21 protein-coding genes and 1 pseudogene are annotated in these 16679 nt (G+C 73.3%); 3 read left to right on the top strand and 19 right to left on the bottom strand.

The features are described 5' to 3' along the window. Window positions 1-65: 65 nt before the first annotated feature. The 9 genes from P0R35_RS14445 to P0R35_RS14405 all read right to left on the bottom strand — a co-directional run bounded on the left by P0R35_RS14445 (window position 66) and on the right by P0R35_RS14405 (window position 5307). Window positions 66-458, bottom strand: coding sequence for a hypothetical protein (locus tag P0R35_RS14445; protein ID WP_284013112.1), 393 nt, complete (start codon window positions 456-458; stop codon window positions 66-68). 58 nt (window positions 459-516) lie between these two features. Then, window positions 517-822 (bottom strand): DdfA family disk-determining factor, encoded by a 306-nt coding sequence (gene ddfA / locus P0R35_RS14440; protein WP_284013111.1) that lies wholly within the window; start codon window positions 820-822, stop codon window positions 517-519. Window positions 823-826: 4 nt separating this feature from the next. After that, the gene (locus P0R35_RS14435; protein ID WP_284013110.1) at window positions 827-1171 is read right to left on the bottom strand and encodes a DUF7344 domain-containing protein; all 345 of its coding nucleotides are present in this window, start codon (window positions 1169-1171) and stop codon (window positions 827-829) included. A gap of 55 nt (window positions 1172-1226) precedes the next feature. Next, the gene (locus P0R35_RS14430; RefSeq protein ID WP_284013109.1) at window positions 1227-1913 is read right to left on the bottom strand and encodes a helix-turn-helix domain-containing protein; all 687 of its coding nucleotides are present in this window, start codon (window positions 1911-1913) and stop codon (window positions 1227-1229) included. A gap of 67 nt (window positions 1914-1980) precedes the next feature. Then, window positions 1981-2337 carry a DUF7344 domain-containing protein gene (locus P0R35_RS14425; protein WP_284013108.1) on the bottom strand — a complete coding sequence of 119 codons (357 nt, stop codon included), beginning with the start codon at window positions 2335-2337 and terminating at the stop codon, window positions 1981-1983. A 127-nt stretch (window positions 2338-2464) separates the two neighbouring features. Beyond that, window positions 2465-3184 (bottom strand): SDR family NAD(P)-dependent oxidoreductase, encoded by a 720-nt coding sequence (locus P0R35_RS14420; protein ID WP_284013107.1) that lies wholly within the window; start codon window positions 3182-3184, stop codon window positions 2465-2467. Between the two features lie 23 nt (window positions 3185-3207). After that, entirely contained in the window at window positions 3208-3669 is a 462-nt protein-coding gene (locus tag P0R35_RS14415) for a desampylase (RefSeq protein WP_284013106.1), read from the bottom strand. 6 nt (window positions 3670-3675) lie between these two features. Further along, on the bottom strand, window positions 3676-4263 hold the full coding sequence (locus tag P0R35_RS14410) for an NUDIX hydrolase (protein WP_284013105.1): 588 nt from the start codon (window positions 4261-4263) through the stop codon (window positions 3676-3678). Window positions 4264-4356: 93 nt separating this feature from the next. Further along, window positions 4357-5307 carry a diacylglycerol/lipid kinase family protein gene (locus P0R35_RS14405; RefSeq protein WP_284013104.1) on the bottom strand — a complete coding sequence of 317 codons (951 nt, stop codon included), beginning with the start codon at window positions 5305-5307 and terminating at the stop codon, window positions 4357-4359. Window positions 5308-5358: 51 nt separating this feature from the next. Here P0R35_RS14405 and P0R35_RS14400 point away from each other — a divergent pair, with 51 nt between their 5' ends. Next, window positions 5359-6027 carry a PHP-associated domain-containing protein gene (locus P0R35_RS14400; protein WP_284013103.1) on the top strand — a complete coding sequence of 223 codons (669 nt, stop codon included), beginning with the start codon at window positions 5359-5361 and terminating at the stop codon, window positions 6025-6027. 41 nt (window positions 6028-6068) lie between these two features. Here P0R35_RS14400 and P0R35_RS14395 read toward each other — a convergent pair whose 3' ends face one another. Beyond that, the gene (locus P0R35_RS14395; RefSeq protein ID WP_284013102.1) at window positions 6069-6482 is read right to left on the bottom strand and encodes an Lrp/AsnC family transcriptional regulator; all 414 of its coding nucleotides are present in this window, start codon (window positions 6480-6482) and stop codon (window positions 6069-6071) included. A gap of 97 nt (window positions 6483-6579) precedes the next feature. Here P0R35_RS14395 and carA point away from each other — a divergent pair, with 97 nt between their 5' ends. Continuing rightward, window positions 6580-7647 carry a glutamine-hydrolyzing carbamoyl-phosphate synthase small subunit gene (carA, locus tag P0R35_RS14390; protein ID WP_284013101.1) on the top strand — a complete coding sequence of 356 codons (1068 nt, stop codon included), beginning with the start codon at window positions 6580-6582 and terminating at the stop codon, window positions 7645-7647. 84 nt (window positions 7648-7731) lie between these two features. Beyond that, window positions 7732-9513, top strand: coding sequence for a Rieske 2Fe-2S domain-containing protein (locus tag P0R35_RS14385; protein WP_284013100.1), 1782 nt, complete (start codon window positions 7732-7734; stop codon window positions 9511-9513). A 6-nt stretch (window positions 9514-9519) separates the two neighbouring features. Here the strand turns inward: P0R35_RS14385 and P0R35_RS14380 are convergent, their stop codons facing one another. From P0R35_RS14380 to P0R35_RS14340, 9 genes and pseudogenes are all read right to left on the bottom strand, one after another. Next, window positions 9520-10242: an HAD family hydrolase gene (locus P0R35_RS14380; protein ID WP_284013099.1), complete on the bottom strand. Its 723-nt coding sequence runs from the start codon at window positions 10240-10242 to the stop codon at window positions 9520-9522. A gap of 118 nt (window positions 10243-10360) precedes the next feature. Then, entirely contained in the window at window positions 10361-10762 is a 402-nt protein-coding gene (lwrS, locus tag P0R35_RS14375; protein ID WP_284013098.1) for an LWR-salt protein, read from the bottom strand. A gap of 4 nt (window positions 10763-10766) precedes the next feature. Continuing rightward, window positions 10767-11045 carry a 4a-hydroxytetrahydrobiopterin dehydratase gene (locus tag P0R35_RS14370; RefSeq protein WP_284013097.1) on the bottom strand — a complete coding sequence of 93 codons (279 nt, stop codon included), beginning with the start codon at window positions 11043-11045 and terminating at the stop codon, window positions 10767-10769. 66 nt (window positions 11046-11111) lie between these two features. Beyond that, the gene (locus tag P0R35_RS14365) at window positions 11112-12032 is read right to left on the bottom strand and encodes a DUF7260 family protein (RefSeq protein ID WP_284013096.1); all 921 of its coding nucleotides are present in this window, start codon (window positions 12030-12032) and stop codon (window positions 11112-11114) included. A gap of 126 nt (window positions 12033-12158) precedes the next feature. Further along, entirely contained in the window at window positions 12159-13499 is a 1341-nt protein-coding gene (gene hemA, locus P0R35_RS14360) for a glutamyl-tRNA reductase (RefSeq protein ID WP_284013095.1), read from the bottom strand. Continuing rightward, window positions 13492-14130 carry a precorrin-2 dehydrogenase/sirohydrochlorin ferrochelatase family protein gene (locus P0R35_RS14355; protein ID WP_284013094.1) on the bottom strand — a complete coding sequence of 213 codons (639 nt, stop codon included), beginning with the start codon at window positions 14128-14130 and terminating at the stop codon, window positions 13492-13494. The genes hemA and P0R35_RS14355 overlap by 8 nt, the downstream gene beginning before the upstream one ends. 124 nt (window positions 14131-14254) lie before the next feature. Continuing rightward, a pseudogene (gene ahbB / locus P0R35_RS14350) lies at window positions 14255-15352 on the bottom strand (siroheme decarboxylase subunit beta). A gap of 94 nt (window positions 15353-15446) precedes the next feature. After that, window positions 15447-15953 (bottom strand): DUF7344 domain-containing protein, encoded by a 507-nt coding sequence (locus P0R35_RS14345; RefSeq protein ID WP_284013093.1) that lies wholly within the window; start codon window positions 15951-15953, stop codon window positions 15447-15449. Window positions 15954-16230: 277 nt separating this feature from the next. Continuing rightward, window positions 16231-16629 carry a DUF5778 family protein gene (locus tag P0R35_RS14340; protein ID WP_284013092.1) on the bottom strand — a complete coding sequence of 133 codons (399 nt, stop codon included), beginning with the start codon at window positions 16627-16629 and terminating at the stop codon, window positions 16231-16233. Window positions 16630-16679 lie beyond the last annotated feature (50 nt).

Raw genomic sequence — 16679 nt, 5'->3', positions numbered from 1 at the left:
AACGGTTTGATAGCGTTCAGCGACGCCACGAGCCCGATCCCCACGCCCCCGGGTCGCCCGCCGGCTCAGTTCCCCGCCCGCTCGACACCACGGTGCCGCTCCTCGGCGAACGCCGGTCCCCGCCGGTCGTCGACGTCGAACACCTCGTCGACCGCCCCGGCGGGGGCGTCCTCGGCGAGGACCGTGGGGGCCGCCGCAGCGCGCCCGTGGCCGGCCCACCGGAACGCGACGTACAGCAGGCTCGCGGCGGCGACGCCGAGGAGGAGGTTGCCGGCGACCGCGACGGCGTACGCGAGGACGCCGCCGACCGCGAGCCACACGGCGAGGCGACGGGCGCCGCCCGACCGACCGGCCCCCGACTCGGCGTCGACCACGATCCGGCCGTCGCCGGCGGGGACGACGACGACCCGTCCGTCGGGGTAGCGGAGCACGTCGACGGCGTCCCGGCTCTGTGACACGTTCGGCGGACGCTCCGACGGGCCGAAATTCGTTTCGGTCGCGGCGACGACCGACCCGTCAGTCGTCGACCCGCGGGGCCGTCACGGCGATCACGTCGCCGTCGCCGCTCACCTCGACGACCGACCCGGCGAAGCGGAAGCCGACCCGACAGCCGCCCGGCCCGTCCGGGGGGAACAGCGCGTCGAGCGCGTCCGGGTCGACGACTTCGTACAGGGGGTCGAGGTCGGTGGCGTCGAGACCGGTCGCCTCGGCCACGCACTCGACGACGCGGACACTCACGGGCTCCGGCTCGACCGGGTCGGCCGGGACGCGCCACCCCGTGTCGGTCGGGACGTCGTCCGTCCGGTCGTCGTGGGACGGCATCGGCTCAGTCGTCCGCGCGTCCGGCGGTCTCGAACGCCGCGCCGAGCACGGTCGCGGGCCGGTACAACGCGGCGGGGAGTTCGCGCACGAACGGCGTCGCCACGACGGCGCCGTCGCCGCGTTCCCACCGTATCAGCCCCGCGTCGGCCAGTTTCGGGAGGTGGAGGTGGCGCAGTTCCACCTCCGGCTCCCCGTCGACCCCCGGCCCGTCGGCGACCGCCTCGGCCAGCGACTCGGTCGACACCGGTGCCGGCCCCTCCCCGGCGAGGCGCCGGACAACGCCCCGCCGCACGTCGTGGGAGAGTGCGTCGTACACCGCCGACCAATCGCGCCGCGGGTCTTCCGCCATGCTAGAAGGTAGCGTACTTGTCGCACCTACCGGTGTCGCTTGCTATATCAAGCGCTTAACGATCGGCGTCGACGTCGTCGGGCAACGACGGCGGGTCGATCCCGGAGGCGACCGTCCGCTGGAGGACGTTGTTGACCCCGCGGCGAACCGTCTCCGACAGCGACTGTTCGCTGACGCCGAGCTCGCCCGCCAACTCGCGCAGCGTCGTCCGGCGCGGCACCTCGAAGTACCCCCGGTCGATCGCCAACGCCAGCGACCGGCGCTGGGTGTCGGTCAGTCCGAACGGGTCCTCGGCGTCCTCGTCGCCGACCAGGGTGTACAGCCGCGTCATCGCGATGTCGATGCCGCGTGTCCGGAGGAAGTCGTTGAACTCCGCCACCCGCGAGCGGTCCTCGAACCGGATCCGGAAGAACCACCGGCCGGCGCTGTGCGCCTCGAGGATGGTCGCGTCGAACTCCGCCATCGCGAAGATGAGGCTCCGCACCTCCTCGCTCCACTCGACCCGGTAGAGGCCGCGCCCGTCGAGGACGTCCAACGGAACCACATCCTCGACGTACTCGCTGGACTGGATGTCCGACTCGAAGGCGTCGAGGTCGGGGCTCCGGACCCAGATGTACGGCATCACGCGTCGGGAGCTCGGCACGACGCGCTCCATCTCGACTTCGATGTCGGACGCGCGGGCCAGCACCCGCCCGAGCACGAACTGCTCGGGCTCGACGGTGAACTCCGCGATGACTGCCATGGGGGCCGTACACCGCTGGCGGTATTGAGTACTCGCGTCCCGGCCCCCTCGGCGACAGCCGCCGGCCTCAGTCGTCGTCCGTGTCGGCGACGCCGCCGGCGCGCTCCGTCGGCGCCGCCGGGGACGGCGCGCCGTGTTCCTCCGGGGCCAGCAGCGGGTCCGGGAGCGCCTCCGCGACGGGGGTCGTCGTGACGGTCCCGCCGTCGTCGTCCGCGACGATCAGTCCGGCGTCGACGAGCTTCGGGAGGTGGACGTGGTCGAACTCCAGGGTCGACGCCGCGGGGTCCGCCGCGTCCGCGGCGAGGTCGGCGACCGAGAGCGACCCGTGCGCCGTCGCACGAAGCCGACGCAGCACGGCCCGTCGCCGCGAGGACGCGAGCGCGGCGAACACCGCCGACCAGTCGACTTCGGGGTGGGTGGTCACGGGGGAGAGTACCACTCGTTCCGGCGAGTAGGTTCCGCTTGATAGCTCAGTCAAGTTATAAGGGGTCCCTTCGGCGAGTGCCTGCCCGGCCGCGAGGGGCGGCGGACGCGGACGGGGTGGCCGCCGCCTACCAGTCGATCCGTTCGCGGTCGCGCCAGAACCGGCCGCCCGGCCCGTCGCGGAACCGCGCGAGCCACGTCGGGGTGTCGGCCCCCTCCGCGGGCGCGCGCGGCGCCTCCTCGCCGCCCATCTCGGTGTGGACCCACCCCGGGCACGCGGAGTTGGCGATCAGCCCCTCGTCGGCGTACTCGCCGTGGAGGTACGTCGTGAGGCCGTTGAGCGCCGTCTTCGTCACGCGGTAGGACGGCGAGCCGCCGGACTGGGCCTCCCCGAGCGCGCCCATCCCCGAGGAGACGTTCACGATCCGCGGCGTCTCCGTCCGCAGCATCGGCGGGAGCGCGTACTTACACAACAGCATCGGCCCCCGGAGGTTCACCGAGATGGAGTGGTCGACGTGGTGGGTCTGCTCCTCGTGGAGCGCGTTCCCGAAGTGGCCGACGCCGGCGTTGTTGACGAGGACGTCGAGGCCGTCCTCGGACTCGCCGATCGTGTTCAGCGCGTCCTGGATGTCGCCCTCCTGACTCACGTCGAGGACGACGCGCTCGTACTCGTCGGGCAGGTCGTACGTGACGCTGCGGACGCCCGCGTACACCGTCGCGCCCAGGTCCGCGAGGTTAGCGGCGATCTCGGCGCCGATGCCGCGGTTCGCGCCCGTCACGAGCGCGGCCTGTCCTGTCAGGTCGTCGTACAGATCCGGCTCCGGCGGGCCGGCGTCGCTGTCGGTCATACCCGCCGTTGGGGGTCGGGGGACTACGGCGTTTCGACCCGGAGCGGCCGGAACGTCTCCCCCGTCCACCGGTAGGCGACGAGGTCGTCGGGCGCGACGACGCAGTAGACGTACCCCGACCACGTCGCGCGCTCGCGGTCCGTCGCGGACGGGTCGGCCGGGCCGCGCGGGTGCGAGTGGTAGAAGCCGACGACGTCGAGCCCGCGGTCCGCACCGGCCTCGATGGCGGCGACGGTCTCGGCGGGGTCCAGTTCGTAGAATCGTTCGGGGTCGGCGGCGACGTTGTCGACGGCGACCGCCTCGACGACGCGGTCGACGGGGTCGGGGGCCTCGCCGTCGCGGCCGTCGCCGTGGCCGGCGTCCCCGTCGTCGGCCGCCCGCCGGCCCAGCAACACGCCACACACCTCCGCCGGCGCGCCCGCCGCCCGACGCTCGTGGAGGCTGTCACGCACCGCGGCCGGGAGCAGCAGGCGGTCGGCGGACACGACGCCCTACTCGAAGTCGCGCCGCATCGCGATCTCGAACCACGGGCACAGGCGCAGTTGGCGGTACCACTCGGGGTGCTCGTGGAGGTGGTCGTAGTCGACCCACAGCAGGCCCGCGATCTCCTCCTCGTCGGGGTCGAGCGCGTCGTCGTCCAGGTGGACCTTCAGCACGGCACACACCTCCCACTCCAGCCCCGCGTTCTCGAAGTAGCGCTTGTACTCGAAGCGGTCGGTGAGTTTCACGTCGCCGTACTGGTCGGGCGTGATGCCCAGTTCCTCCTCCAGCCGCTGGCGCGTCGCCGCCTCCTGCGACTGGCCCTCGACGGGGTGGGAGGCGACGGTGCCGTCCCAGTAGGTGCCCCACAGCCGCTTGCCGGGGGCGCGCTGCCCCAGCAGGAGCCGGCCGTTCGAGTCGAACACGAGGCAGGTGAACGCGCGGTGGCGGACGCCGTCGCCGGTGTGGGCCTCCAGCCGGTTCACCGTCCCCTGCGGGTTGTCGTCGCTGTCGACGGCGATCACGTCCTGGAGGGCGTTCTTGTGCTCCACGTCCTCGGCGGCTCCGGCGTCGCTCGCGCCGGCGTCGTCCGTACTCATACGCCGTCGTGCGTGAGGGCGAACCATGACGGCTTCGGTGTCGTCGCGGCCGCGAGCCGCCCGCGGCGGCCCGGGCGCCGGGACGGCGCGGCCTCACACCACGTCCGGGGGGTTCTCCTCGGGGTGGCGGTCGTACGCCTCGCCGACGACGAACTCCATCGCCCGCGGCCGCGCGGCGAGTTCGACGTGACGCCGCTCGACCAGCTCGCCGTCGAGCGAGAACTGGCGCGGCTTGGCGGCGTCGACCGTCAGCGACGGCACCTTCAGCCGGGTGAGGTGCGAGGCCCCCCGCCGCAGGAGTTTGTCGAGGGCGCCGCGCGCGAGGTAGTCGTACCCGGGGGCGTCCTCCACGACCACGACGTTCAGCTTGCCGTCCTCCATGTTCGCCTGCCGGCGCGCCTCCCCCGGGAACCGTCGCCCGTTGCCGACCAACAGCATCGCCGCGGTCCCCTCCCACACCGGGTCGCGCGCGGGCCCGGCGCGGACCTCCAGCTCCAGCCCCTCGAAGCTCCGCGTGTGCGCCATCGTCGCCACGACGTACGCGAGCACGCCGAGGCGGCGCTTCGACTCCCGAGTGGTCCGCGCGCTCGACTCGGCGGTGAGCCCGCCGACACAGGAGTTCAGGAACGGTCGCGGGGGGAGGTCGTCGTCGTGGTCGTCGCTCGGCCCGCGCGGCAGGTCGGCGCTGCCGAGGTCGAGCCGGCGCCGGTCGCCCGACTCCAGCAGGTCGAACGCGTGGTCGACGCCGCGGATCCCGACGTTGTCGGCGAAGTCGTTGCCCGTCCCCGCGGGGACGACGCCGACGGTGACGCGGTCGAGAGCGTCCTCGTCGTCGACGCCGCGGACGACGTCGTTGAGCGTGCCGTCGCCGCCCGCGGCGGCGACCAGGTCGGCCCCGTCGGCGACGGCCTCGCGCGCGAGGTCGTACGTGTCGCCCCGCTCGCGGGAGCTCCGGACGTCGTAGCCGCGGTCGCGGGCGATGTCGGCCGCGCGGGCGCTGCGCTTGCCGTCGCCGCTCCGTGGGTTGTGAACGAGAACGCGCATGCCTCACGACCCGTCCGCAACAGCAAAGCCCTGCCGGCGAGTCCCCCCGCCGTGCCCACGTTCGCCGTCGACCTCCACAGCCACAGCCGCTTCTTCCACGGCTTCGCCGGCCGAGCGACGGCGTACGACCGGCTCGGCGTCCGCCTCCAGACGGCCGCGGCCCGCCGTCGGGGGCTCGACGCCCTCGCGGTGACGAACCACGACTACGCCTACCCGACGGAGACGGCGTTCCCGACGCTCCCCGGCATCGAGGTGTCGACGACGCGCGGCCACGTCCTGATCGTCGGCCCGGACCCGCCCGCGCGCACGACCCCCGGCGAACTGACGCCCGGGGAGGCGGTCGCCGTCGCCCACGAGCGCGACTGCGCGGCGGTGCTCGCACACCCGTACCGCGGGAGCACCGCCCGCCGGAGCGGCGCCGCGTTCGACGCCGTCGAGATCAACGGCAAGAACCCCGAACACGCGGCTCGGACCCGCCGCCTCGCCGCCCGGCTCGACGTGCCGCTCGTCGGCGGCAGCGACGCCCACTACCCCGTCGAGGTCGGCCGGGCGTACACCCGGGTGACGGTCGACGGCGACGCGCCGACCCCGCGGGCGGTCGCCGACGCGATCCGGGCCGGGCGGACCGAGCCGGTGCTCCGGTACGACGGCCTCCAGCGGGTCATCGACCGGGCGTACACCGCCGTCCACGCGTGGCGGGGACGGGCCTCCCGGGAGTGACGGCCGGCCGGTCGGGCCCGCGGCGCGACCCGCGCGCCGACTCAGCCGAGGCGTTCGTCGAGGATGAGTCGCGTCTTCGTCCCCTCGATCTCGTCCATCTCCCTCGCGCGCGTGATGAGTTCGTTGACCGCACGGGTGTCGACGCAGTCGACGATGAGCACGATGTCCTCCTGCCCCGACACCTGCCACACGAAGTCGACCTCCTCCCAGTCGGCCAGCCGCTCGGAGACGGCGCTGGTGTTGACGTTCATGTCGACGCTGATCTCGACCATCGCCTTCACGTTCCCCGTGCGCGTGGTGACCGTGAACCGTTCGATCACGCCCTCGCTCGTCATCCGGTCCACCCGGTTTCGAACCGTCCCCTCGCTCGTCCCGACCTCCTCGGCGATCTCCGTGTACGGGGTCCGAGCGTCCCGTCGAAGGAGGTTGAGGATGCGCCGGTCCAGGTCGTCCATGCACGCCCTTGCCGGAGGGTCGCCAAAGAGATTACGAAATTCGTAACGAGGCTTCGAACGACGCACTTATGGTCCGCCCCTCGTTGTGTATCTCGTAATGGCCGACGCCTACGTCGCCCTGGCCGACGGCCGTGTCTTCGAGGCACGCGCCCGCGCGCCGGGCCGGACACGTGGTGAACTGGTCTTCACGACCGCGTACACCGGGTACGAGGAGTCGCTGACGGACCCCTCCTACGAGGAGCAGGTCCTCACGTTCTCGTACCCCCTGATCGGGAACTACGGCGTCCGAGACGAGCGGTTCGAGTCCGACCGCGTCCACCCCAACGCCGCCGTCGCCCGCGAGCTCACCGACGACGTCGCCGAGTGGCTCGAATCCGAGGGCGTGCCCGCGGTCGACCACCTCGACACGCGCGACCTGGTGACGAGCGTGCGCGAGGAGGGCGCGATGGCGTGCGGCATCGCCGCCGGCCCCGACGCGACCCCCGAGGCCGCGAAGGCTGAGCTCGCCGAGTGCGTCGGCATGTCCGACCACGTCGACATCGGCAAGCAGGTGTCGACGGACGAGCCGTACACCGTCGAGGGCGGCGGCGACGTCGACGTCGCGCTCGTCGACTGCGGCATGAAGGGCTCCATCGCCACCTCGCTGGCCGAGCGCGGCGCGGACGTCCACGTGCTCCCGTACGACGTCGACGCCGACACCGTCGCCGAGTTGGAGCCGGACGTGCTGTTCGTCTCGAACGGGCCGGGCGACCCCGCGAACTTCGCGGCCGCGACGGAGCTGGTCGAGGCGTTCGCCGGCGAGGTGCCGCTGGCGGGCATCTGTCTCGGCCAGCAGATCGTCGCCCGCGCGTTCGGCGGCGACACCGAGAAGATGGCGTTCGGGCACCGCGGCGTCAACCAGCCCGTGCGCGACCTCGAGACGGGGCAGGTCGTCATGACCACCCAGAACCACGGCTACTCGGTCGCCGACCCCGGCGACCTCGAGGTGACGCAGGTGAACGTCAACGACGACACCGCCGAGGGGCTCAAGAGCGACGAGTTCTCCGTCGTCACCCGGCAGTATCACCCCGAGGCGAACCCCGGCCCGCACGACTCGCTGGGCTTCTTCGACGAGGTGCTCGATCTGGCGGGCAACGGGTCGCGGACGCCCGTCACGGCCGACTGACCGCGACGGTCCCGCGCCGTCGCGCGACCGTACTGAAACGAGTTTCAGAGAACCTTCTTCGGGGTTCGTGTCGACTCGCCGAGTATGGCAGTCGACGACACACCGACGTTCCACGAGGTCGTCCCGCTCGACGAACTCCGCGAGACCGGCCGGACGCTGACGGCCGTCGACGGGACGCCCATCGCGGTGTTCCACCACGAGGGCGAGGTGCGCGCGGTGAACAACCGCTGTCCCCACATGGGGTTCCCCCTCACCGAGGGGAGCGTCGAGGAGGGCGTGCTCACCTGTCACTGGCACCACGCGCGCTTCGAGCTGTCCTGCGGCGACACGTTCGACCCGTGGGCCGACGACGTCGACACCTACCCCGTCGAGGTGCGCGACGGGGTCGTGTACGTCGCCCCCGAGCCCCGACGCTCGGAGCCGCCCGCCGAGCACTGGCGGAGCCGGCTCGACGACGGGCTCGAACAGGACATCCGGCTCGTCCTCGCGAAGTCGGCCGTCGGCCTGCTCGACAACGGCGTCGACCCCGGCGAGGTGCTCGACCGGGGCGTCCGCTTCGGCGTCCGCAACCGCGCCGACGGGTGGGGTTCCGGGCTCACGATCCTCGTCGCGCTCGCGAACCGCCTGCCGGACCTCGACGAACAGGACCGCAAGCGCGCGCTGTATCAGGGACTCGCCGAGGTCGCCGGCGACTGCGCGGGCGAGCCGCCGAAGTTCGACCAGGAGGCGTTCGACGCCGCGGACGTGCCGTTCGAGCGCCTGCTCGCGTGGTTCCGCGAGAACGTCGAGGTGCGCGACGCCGACGGCGCCGAGCGCGTGCTCCGCACCGCCGTCGCGGCCGGGTACGGCCCCGAGCGACTCACGGAACTGCTCGTCACCGCCGCGACGGACCACCGCTACCTCGACACCGGCCACGCCTTCGACTTCGTCAACAAGGCGACGGAGGCGCTGGACCGCGTCGGCTGGGACGACGACGAGCGCGTCGCCGACGTGCTCGCCTCGCTGGTGCGCGGCCTCGCGACCGCCCGGCGCGCCGAGGAGACGTCGTCGTGGCGCCAGCCGGTCGACCTCGCGGCCATGTGCGAGGACACGTTCGACCGTCTCGACGACCTCGTCGCCGCCGGCGAGGGCGCGACGTGGACCGAACCCGACGGCTTCACCGACCGCCTGCTCGCCGAGGACCCGGAGACGGTGTTCGAGGCGCTGGAGACGGCGATCCGCGGGGGCGCCAGCGTCGAGCAACTGGCGAGGGCGGTGTCGCTGGCGGCCGTCACCCGCGTCGCGCGGTTCGCGACGAGCAACGAGTTCGCCGACTGGAACACCGTCCACCACACGTTCACCTTCGCCAACGCCGTCCAGCGGGCGGCCGAGCGCACCGACGCGACCGCGCTGTACCGCGGCGTGGTCGACGCCGCGGTCAACGTCTACCTCGACCGGTTCCTCAACACGCCGCCGGCGCCCGAGCCGACGGGCGACCCCGACGCCGACCCCGCGGCCGCGCTGGAGGAGCTCCGGCTGGCGTTCGAACAGCAGGGGAAGGTGGAGGCGGCCGGCGGCGCCGTCGCGGACTTCCTCGCGGCCGGCGGCGACTCCGAGCGCCTGAAGGCCGCGCTGGGGAACGCGCTGCTGGTCGAGGACACGGACTTCCACACGTTCCAGGCGTACGAGGCGGCGTGTCGCCAACACGACGCGCGCGACGACCCCGCCGAGCGGCGGACCTGTCTCGTCGCCGCCGCCCGCTACATGGCCGCCCACTACCCGACGCGGCGCTCGCGCGAGCAGACGTTCTCCATCGCCGCGCGGCTGCTGCGGGGCGAGCGCGTCGACGGCGCCGACGGGGGCGCCGCCGCCGGGGCGGCGGAGTGAGGCGGCTCAGTCGGTGAGGTTCTCGCCGCCGACGCCGGCGCCGTCGGCCCGGGCCGTCCCGAACACCCGGTCGACGCCGGCGCCGCGGGCCAGGTCGTCGAACGTCCACACGCGGTGGTCGGCGCGCACACAGCGTCCGCGCTGCTCGTGGCCGTGGCGCTCGACGTGGACCGCGTCGAGCCCCGCGTTCCACGCCGCGCCCACGTCGCTGTCGCCGTCGCCGAGGTAGACGCCGCGCTGTGTCGCCGGGTCGACGCCGATGTCGTCCATCGCGACGCGGAGGGGGCCGGGGTCGGGTTTCCAGCCGGTGTCGTCGGAACACGAGAGGAACGTGTCGAAGCGGTCGGTCAGCCCGAGGCGGTCGGTGACGGGCCGCGCGAGGAACTCCGCACAGTGGGTGACGAGGCCGAGGGGGACGTCCCGCCCGTGGAGGTCCTCGAGCAGGCGTTCGGCGTCCTCGTGGAGGAAGGTGGCCTCGGCGCGCGCGGCGGGGTCCTCGACGGCGTGGAAGGCGGGCCAGAACTCCGCGGGGTCGAGCCCCCACTCGCGCAGCTGCGGGTCGCGGGCGCCGGTGAGGCCGTGCCACAGCAGTTCCGCCTGCCGGTCGTCGAACTCGTAGCCGATGCGATCGCCCACCCGGTCGAACACCCCGCGGGTGTAGGACCACTCGGCGTCGACGAGCGTGCCGTCGAGGTCGAACAGCCAGAAGTCGTAGGTGTTGGGGACCATCCGAGACCCAACGGTAGGTCGCTCCCCGTGTTATATGTTCGCTCCCTACCGACCGAGTAAACAATCGCCTAACACGACGACCGCGGCCGGACCGCGGACCGGCCCGTCGGCGTCCCGCTCACCCGTCGACGCCGGATCCGCCGGTCGACCCGTCGGCGACCCGGATCGACGAGCCGAGGTACTTGTGGAGCGCCTCGCGGACCGAGTCGGCCCGGAACGCCGGCAGGTCCGCGGCGACGGCCTCCCGGAGCGCTTCGAGGTACGCCTCGTCCGTCTCGAGCTCCCGGAACTCCGCCGTCGACACCTCGACGCCCGCGGGGAGGCGGTCGGCACACAGCTCGCGCACGTGGTCGTCGTCGTTCGCCTCGCCGCGCCACAGCGCGTCGCGGAACAACAGCCACCCCTCCTCGCCGGGCGTCGCCGCGGGGATCCGCACCACCGTCTCGAACGTGTCCGGGTCGATCCGCGCGCGCCGCGGCGAGAGGGTGAACCGGACGCGGAACACGTACGCCGCCTCCATCGGCTCAGTCCGCCAGTTCGTTCAGCCGGCCCGCGAGGTCGAGGTCCTTCCCGGTGACGCCGCCGGCGTCGTGGGTGGTGAGCCGGACCGTCACCTCGCGCCACTCGACGGTCATCGTCGGGTGGTGGAACGCCTCCTCGGCGAGGCCGCCCGCCCCGGCGGCGAAGCCCACCCCCTCGAGGTAGGAGTCGAACTCGAAGGTGCGCGCGATCTCGTCGGCGTCGTGGTGCCAGCCGTCGGGGAGCTGTGCGGCGATCTCGTCGGCGTCGAGGACGTCGGTCACGGTCGATCTGTCGCTCGCCGTGGACAAAAGCGTACCCCGGGGGCGCGGGGAGCGCCCCGCGCCGGGTCAGCGCCGGCTCGCCGCCGAGGTCAGCGCGGTCTTCGCGTCGGCGACCAGCGCGAGCGTCTCCGCGCCCGCCGACAGGACGGGGTACGGCGACGACAGCGAGCGGTAGAGGTAGTCGAACCAGTACCGGCGCTCGCCCTCCTCGTCGTGGATCCGCCCTTGGCGGTCGGTCAACAGGGTCTCGACGCGGTCCTCGTGCCACTCCAGCCGCTCGTACTCGCCGACCAGGTCGGTGTAGGTGGCGTGCGCGAGGTCGCGCTCGACCGTGCGCTCGCCGGCCTCGACCGCCGGCGCGAGCGTCGACTCCGCGTCCGCGAGCGCCGACTCCTCGGTCTCCAGCCGGGTGAGCATCTCGGCGCGTTCCTCGCGTGCGCGCTCGGCCCCGCCGGCGAGCGTCGCCCGCAGCGTCGGCGTCAACGCGCCGCCGTCCTCGACGAGCGCGCCGGCGACGGCGCCGGAGAACTCCTCGGCGACGCTCTCGGCGAGCGTCTCGTCGTACTCCTCGTCGTAGTGTGCGGTGGCCATCACGGTCTCCCGGTAGGCGGCCCGGGCGGCCGCCAAGCCGCCGTCGTCACCCCCTGGAGCGCCGACGCTCGCGGTGAGGACGTTCGTCCCGCCGCCGGTCGGGGTCGGTCGCCCGATCTCGTTTGGCTCCAGCGCGACGACGCGGCGGCGGAACCGCTCGAACGCGTCGCGCTCCGCGCGGGTCCGCGTCACCTCCCGCCCGAGCGCCTCCCGCGCGACCTCGAGGCGTCCCAGGACCGCCCCCACGGCCAGCAGGAACGCCGCCGTCAGGCCCAACACCGCGAGGCCGACGGCGATGTCCGGGTGGTCGCACGCCGCCACCCGGCACATCGACTCCACTCCCTGTTCGACCGGCGCGGTCGAGAGCCGACCGACGCCGTGACTCGCGCCTCTCATGGACTACCGTGCGACGGCATCGCACATCACCCTTTCCCCTGTGGGGGCACTCGCCGTATCGTTCACGGGTAATCGGTCGAAAAGTACCCGACTGGAGTACCGGCCGCGGGGATCGCCCCCGGCGGGTCAGTCCTCGGAGAGCCGGTCGAGCACCCGGGGCGGAATCCCGCCCGCGCCCTCGGATCCGTCGGCGGCGTCGGCACTCGCGGGGGTCGCCGGCGGCGAGTCGAACTCGGGGTCGAACAGCTGCATCGCCGTGTGGATCGTGTTCCAGTCGTCCTCCGCGGCGGCCTCGCGGAGGCTCTTGGTGGGCGCCGCCAGCAGTTGGCCCACGAGCGCGTCGGCCAGCCCCGCGACCGTCTCGCGCTGGTCGTCGGTGAGGTCGCCCTGCGCCTCCAGCTTCGAGAGCGCCTCGCGGAGCTCGCGACGCTTCGTCCGTTCGGCGGCCTCGTACATCATCGACACCGCGTCGTCCGCGCGCTTGCGTTTGAAGTCGTCGAGGAGCCGCTGGAACTCGACGTCGATCATCTCCTCAACCGACCGGGCGGCCGCCGCGCGCCGCTCGCGCGTCTCGCCGGTGACGGTCTCGAGGTCGTCGATGTCGCGGACGACGACGCGCTCGTCGCCCGCGTCGGGCGCCACGTCGCGCGGCTGGCCCAGATCGATGCACAGCGTCTCGCCGGCGTCGGCGAACGTCCCGTCGTGCAGGACGGGGCCGTCCGCGCCGGTCGCCGCGATGAGGACGGCCGCCTCGCGGGCGACGGCGGGGACGCGGTCCAGCGGCACCGCCGCCGAGTCGCTGTCGAGGGCGGCGGCGACGTGTTCGGCCGCCGCGAGCGTCCGGTTCGCGACGACGACCCGCCCGACGGGCGACGCGTCGAGCGCGCGCGCCGCGAGCGTCCCCATCTCGCCGGCGCCGACGACGACGGCGGTGGCGTCCGCGAGGTCGGTCTCGCGGGCGGCCAGTTCGACGGCCGCCGACCCCAACGACACCGACCCCTCGTTGATGCGGGTCTCCGCGCGGGCACGCTTCCCGACCTGCAGCGCCTTCGAGACGGCGTCGTCGAGCACGCCGCCGTGGAGCCCGCCCGCCTCCCGCGCGACCTCCGCGGCGTCGCCGAGCTGGCCGAGGATCTGGTCCTCGCCGATGACGAGCGACTCCAGCCCCGCGGCGACGCGCATCAGGTGCCGGACGCTCCCCTCGTGGTCGAGGTGGACGACCGCGCCCTCGCGGACGTCCGGGGCGAACGGCTCCAGCGCCCGTCGCGCGGCCGCGGCGTCGTCGGCCGCGACGTACGCCTCCGCGCGGTTGCACGTCTGGAGCGCCAGCGCCTCGTCGACCCCGTCGCGGGCGAGCAGCTCCGACACGAGCGTCGACTCGCCGACCGCCTGGGCGGTCTCGATCTCCTCGACCGAGGCGCGGTCGTGGCTCACGCTCACGCCCGCGACGACGCCGGTGTCAGTCATCGATCGCCTCCATAACTCGGTTCGCTTCCTGGCGAGCATTGGAGACTCCGTCTTGTAAAGCCTTCCAAACCTCGGGGGCGTCGACGACCGCGCGAACCCGGTCGCGTCGTGCGGTCGCGGCCATCCCCGCCGCCTTCTGTTCGGCACGGATCTCCGCGACCAGATCGGCCATCGCGCCGGCCCCCTCGATCTCGCGTTCGATCCGGCGGCGAAGCTCCTTCGACAGCGCCGGCGCCGCCCCGCCGGTGGCGACGGCCGCGACGACCGACCCGTCGCGCACCGTCGCCGGGACGACCACGCTGTCGGCGTCGCGCCCGCCCGCCTCGTCGGCCCGGTTGACCAGCGCGCCCGCCTCGCGGGCGGCCGTCTCTGCGGCGTCGTTGACGGCGGCGTCGTCCGTCGCGGCCACCACCAGCGCGGGGGCGAGCCGCGCGACCCAGTCGCCGACCGTCTCGGGGGTCGGCGCGGCGCGCACCAGTTCGGCGTCGCCGAAGTCGCGGTCGGCGAACGCGGGGCTCACGACGACCGTCCGCGCCTCGCGCGCGAACCGCCGCGCCTTCCGCGCGCCCACCGGCCCGCCGCCCACGACCAACACCGTCTCGTCGGCGAAGTCGTGCAACAGCGGGATCACCGCGCGGCCTCCATGTCGTCCGCCGATCCCACCCCGGGGTGATAAACTCCCGGTCGCGGTTCGCAGTCGCGAGACGCGGCGCCGACGGCCGCGGGCGGTCGTGTCCGTCCACGCATCGGCCCGGTCACGCGTCGGCCGGGTCGGCCTCCTCGTCGCGCACCTGCGCGTCGGCGCGCTCGTCGAGGCGGATGCCCGTCTTCTTCAGGATGCGCGTGGAGAACAGCGAGTCCCACTCGTCGTCGGCGACGTCCCAGAACTCGGTCATGGTGTCGCGGACCTGCTCGATCCGCCGCTCGGACTCGGCCTCGTCGCGCCCGTGGGTCATCGCGAAGAAGTTGTACGGCCACACGCCCTCGTGGCGCGGGCGGTGGTAGCAGTGGGTGACGAACCCCAGCGAGGCGACCGCCGGCCCCACCTCCTCGAGCAGGTCGTCGGGCACGTCCCAGACGGTCATCCCGTTCTCCGTGTAGCCGAGCGCGTAGTGGTTCGGGATGACGCCGACGCGGCGCACCTTCCCCCCTCCCGCTCGAACCGCTTGATCGTCTCGACGACCCACTCGACGGGCTGGCCGACCGCCTCGGCGACGTCGGCGTACGGCGTCTCCGTGACGGGGAGTCCCCCCCTGGATCTCGACGACGAGGTCGCGCTCGCGGGCGGTGATGCCGCGCTCGTCCGACGGCTCCACCGCGGGCCCGAGGTGCGACAGGTCGAGGTCGCCGTCGGGCACGGGGCCGTCCAGCAGGAACTTCGCGCCGACGTGGAACTCCTCCCGTTTGGGGAGGTTGTACGTCTCCTGCCCGGTCGCGGCCTCGATGTCCGCGAGCACGCGCTCGACGGCGGCCTCGTCGGCGACGGAGACGACGAACCACATGTTGAGGTGCGGGTGTTCGCGCTCGTAGTTGTGGGCCACCTCGCGGAAGTCGTTGACCGTCTCGGCGACCTCGTCGTAGCGCTCCTCGGGGGCGTGCATCGCGACGAGCGTCGCCGTCCCGCCGATGGCCTCGGCGTTGACGAGCGCGCCGAACCGCGACAACACGCCGCGGTCGTCGAGGTCGCGGACGGTCGCGAGCAGTTCCGCGGCGTCGACGTCGACGCCGCGCTCGGCGAGCGCCGCCGCCGCGGGCTCCCACGGCCGCTCCGCGACCGGGAAGCCGCCCTGGAAGGCGTTGATGACGGCCCGTTCGAGCGTCGTGAGTTCGACGTCCGACCCGACTTCGTCCATAGCGTCGTTCCGGACGCCGCGAGGATAAGCGTCGCGTTCGCGGGTGTGCGCCCGCGCGGGGTGGCGGCGACCGGGTCCGGTCGTGCCGGCCGACTCAGTCCTCGCGGGCGTCGCTGCTCGACCCCGTGTCGGCGGTCGGCTCCGGCGCCCCGGCGGCGCGTCTGTTCGCGTCGGCCGTCGGGCCGGCGTCGGCGGTCGCGCCCTCGCCCGCCAGCGGCCGGGCGCCGAGCGCGCCGAGCGCGAACGCGAGCGCGCCGAAACGGTCGCCGACGGCGACGCGGCCGCGGTCGGCGTCGTACTCGATCACCCGGGCGTCGGCCAGCCGCGGGAGGTGCGTCTGGCGGAGGGAGACGTACACGCGCTTGCGCTCGTCGTAGGCGGGGTCCTCGCCGAACTCGCGTTCGGCGATCGCGTCGATCAGCGGACGGACCTCGACGGTGTCGTCCGCGGCGTCGAGGTGCTCGACGACGTAGCGCCGGCGGACGCTCGCGAGCAGCTCGAACACGAGGGTCTTCGAGAGCCGACCGCCGGTCTCGGGGAGCGCGTCGAACCGCGCGCGCGACCATCGGTGGCTCCACTGGTTCCGGTGAGCGTCCGTCATGCGTACTCCGTGTGCTCGTTTCGCTGGCGGGAGCATGCGCACATAGCAGTTTCGGCCGACGGCAGAAGGTCCCATGCGGGAGTTTTGGTCCCGCCGGCGGCGCGGGGCCGCCACGGTGGTCGGGACCCGACAGCCACCGGGGTGTGGAATGCCGTGGTGATGCCGGAATGGTGGTGTCGGTCCCACCGGTAGTTCCGGACAGGGGGATGTATGTAAGTGGCGCTTACCATCACCGAGTCGAGGGGAGATCGCCCGTGGGCACCGGGGCCCCGGCGGCTCAGGGGACGAGCGTCACGTCGCGCACGCCGTCCAGCGCGGCGACGTCGGCGCCGAGCGCCTCCTGGTCGACGCCGGCCTCGTAGTAGAACACGAGGTCGAACGTCCCCTGTCGGAGCAGCTGCTGGCACTCCCAGACGAACGCCTCGTCGTCGAGCGTCAGCCCCTGGAACTGGTTGGAGGCGAAGTCGGTGTCGTCGTTGCCCGCGTAGATGTACGTCTCTCCCTTCTCGGCGTGGTCGGCGATGACCTCGTTCAGCGCCACGGTCAGCTCGTGCATCTCCAGGTCCTCCTGCCCGGCGAGGTCGGTGTGGACCACCATCCCGAGGAGGTCGATGTCGCCGGGCTCCAGCAGCGCCTTCGTCCGCTCGTACAGGTCTCGGTCGATGGCGTCGGTCATACTACCGACTCGGTCCACCGCGGGCATACCGGTGACGGTTCGTCCCCGCG

Origin of the sequence: Halobaculum litoreum, assembly GCF_030127125.1 — an archaeon.
Lineage (GTDB): Archaea > Halobacteriota > Halobacteria > Halobacteriales > Haloferacaceae > Halobaculum > Halobaculum litoreum.
Note: the sequence above shows the minus strand (reverse complement) of the source record. Positions and strands in the feature narration are given on the sequence as shown.

Excerpts from the sequence above, each read along its gene's own strand:
- P0R35_RS14410 (WP_284013105.1), bottom strand. The coding sequence starts at position 4,263 with ATGAGTACGGACGACGCCGGCGCGAGCGACGCCGGAGCCGCCGAGGAC.
- P0R35_RS14435 (WP_284013110.1), bottom strand. The coding sequence starts at position 1,171 with ATGGCGGAAGACCCGCGGCGCGATTGGTCGGCGGTGTACGACGCACTC.
- P0R35_RS14420 (WP_284013107.1), bottom strand. The coding sequence starts at position 3,184 with ATGACCGACAGCGACGCCGGCCCGCCGGAGCCGGATCTGTACGACGAC.
- P0R35_RS14340 (WP_284013092.1), bottom strand. The coding sequence starts at position 16,629 with ATGACCGACGCCATCGACCGAGACCTGTACGAGCGGACGAAGGCGCTG.
- hemA (WP_284013095.1), bottom strand. The coding sequence starts at position 13,499 with ATGACTGACACCGGCGTCGTCGCGGGCGTGAGCGTGAGCCACGACCGC.
- P0R35_RS14380 (WP_284013099.1), bottom strand. The coding sequence starts at position 10,242 with ATGGTCCCCAACACCTACGACTTCTGGCTGTTCGACCTCGACGGCACG.
- P0R35_RS14345 (WP_284013093.1), bottom strand. The coding sequence starts at position 15,953 with ATGACGGACGCTCACCGGAACCAGTGGAGCCACCGATGGTCGCGCGCG.
- carA (WP_284013101.1), top strand. The coding sequence starts at position 6,580 with ATGGCCGACGCCTACGTCGCCCTGGCCGACGGCCGTGTCTTCGAGGCA.
- ddfA (WP_284013111.1), bottom strand. The coding sequence starts at position 822 with ATGCCGTCCCACGACGACCGGACGGACGACGTCCCGACCGACACGGGG.
- lwrS (WP_284013098.1), bottom strand. The coding sequence starts at position 10,762 with ATGGAGGCGGCGTACGTGTTCCGCGTCCGGTTCACCCTCTCGCCGCGG.
- P0R35_RS14365 (WP_284013096.1), bottom strand. The coding sequence starts at position 12,032 with ATGAGAGGCGCGAGTCACGGCGTCGGTCGGCTCTCGACCGCGCCGGTC.
- P0R35_RS14430 (WP_284013109.1), bottom strand. The coding sequence starts at position 1,913 with ATGGCAGTCATCGCGGAGTTCACCGTCGAGCCCGAGCAGTTCGTGCTC.
- P0R35_RS14395 (WP_284013102.1), bottom strand. The coding sequence starts at position 6,482 with ATGGACGACCTGGACCGGCGCATCCTCAACCTCCTTCGACGGGACGCT.
- P0R35_RS14405 (WP_284013104.1), bottom strand. The coding sequence starts at position 5,307 with ATGCGCGTTCTCGTTCACAACCCACGGAGCGGCGACGGCAAGCGCAGC.
- P0R35_RS14385 (WP_284013100.1), top strand. The coding sequence starts at position 7,732 with ATGGCAGTCGACGACACACCGACGTTCCACGAGGTCGTCCCGCTCGAC.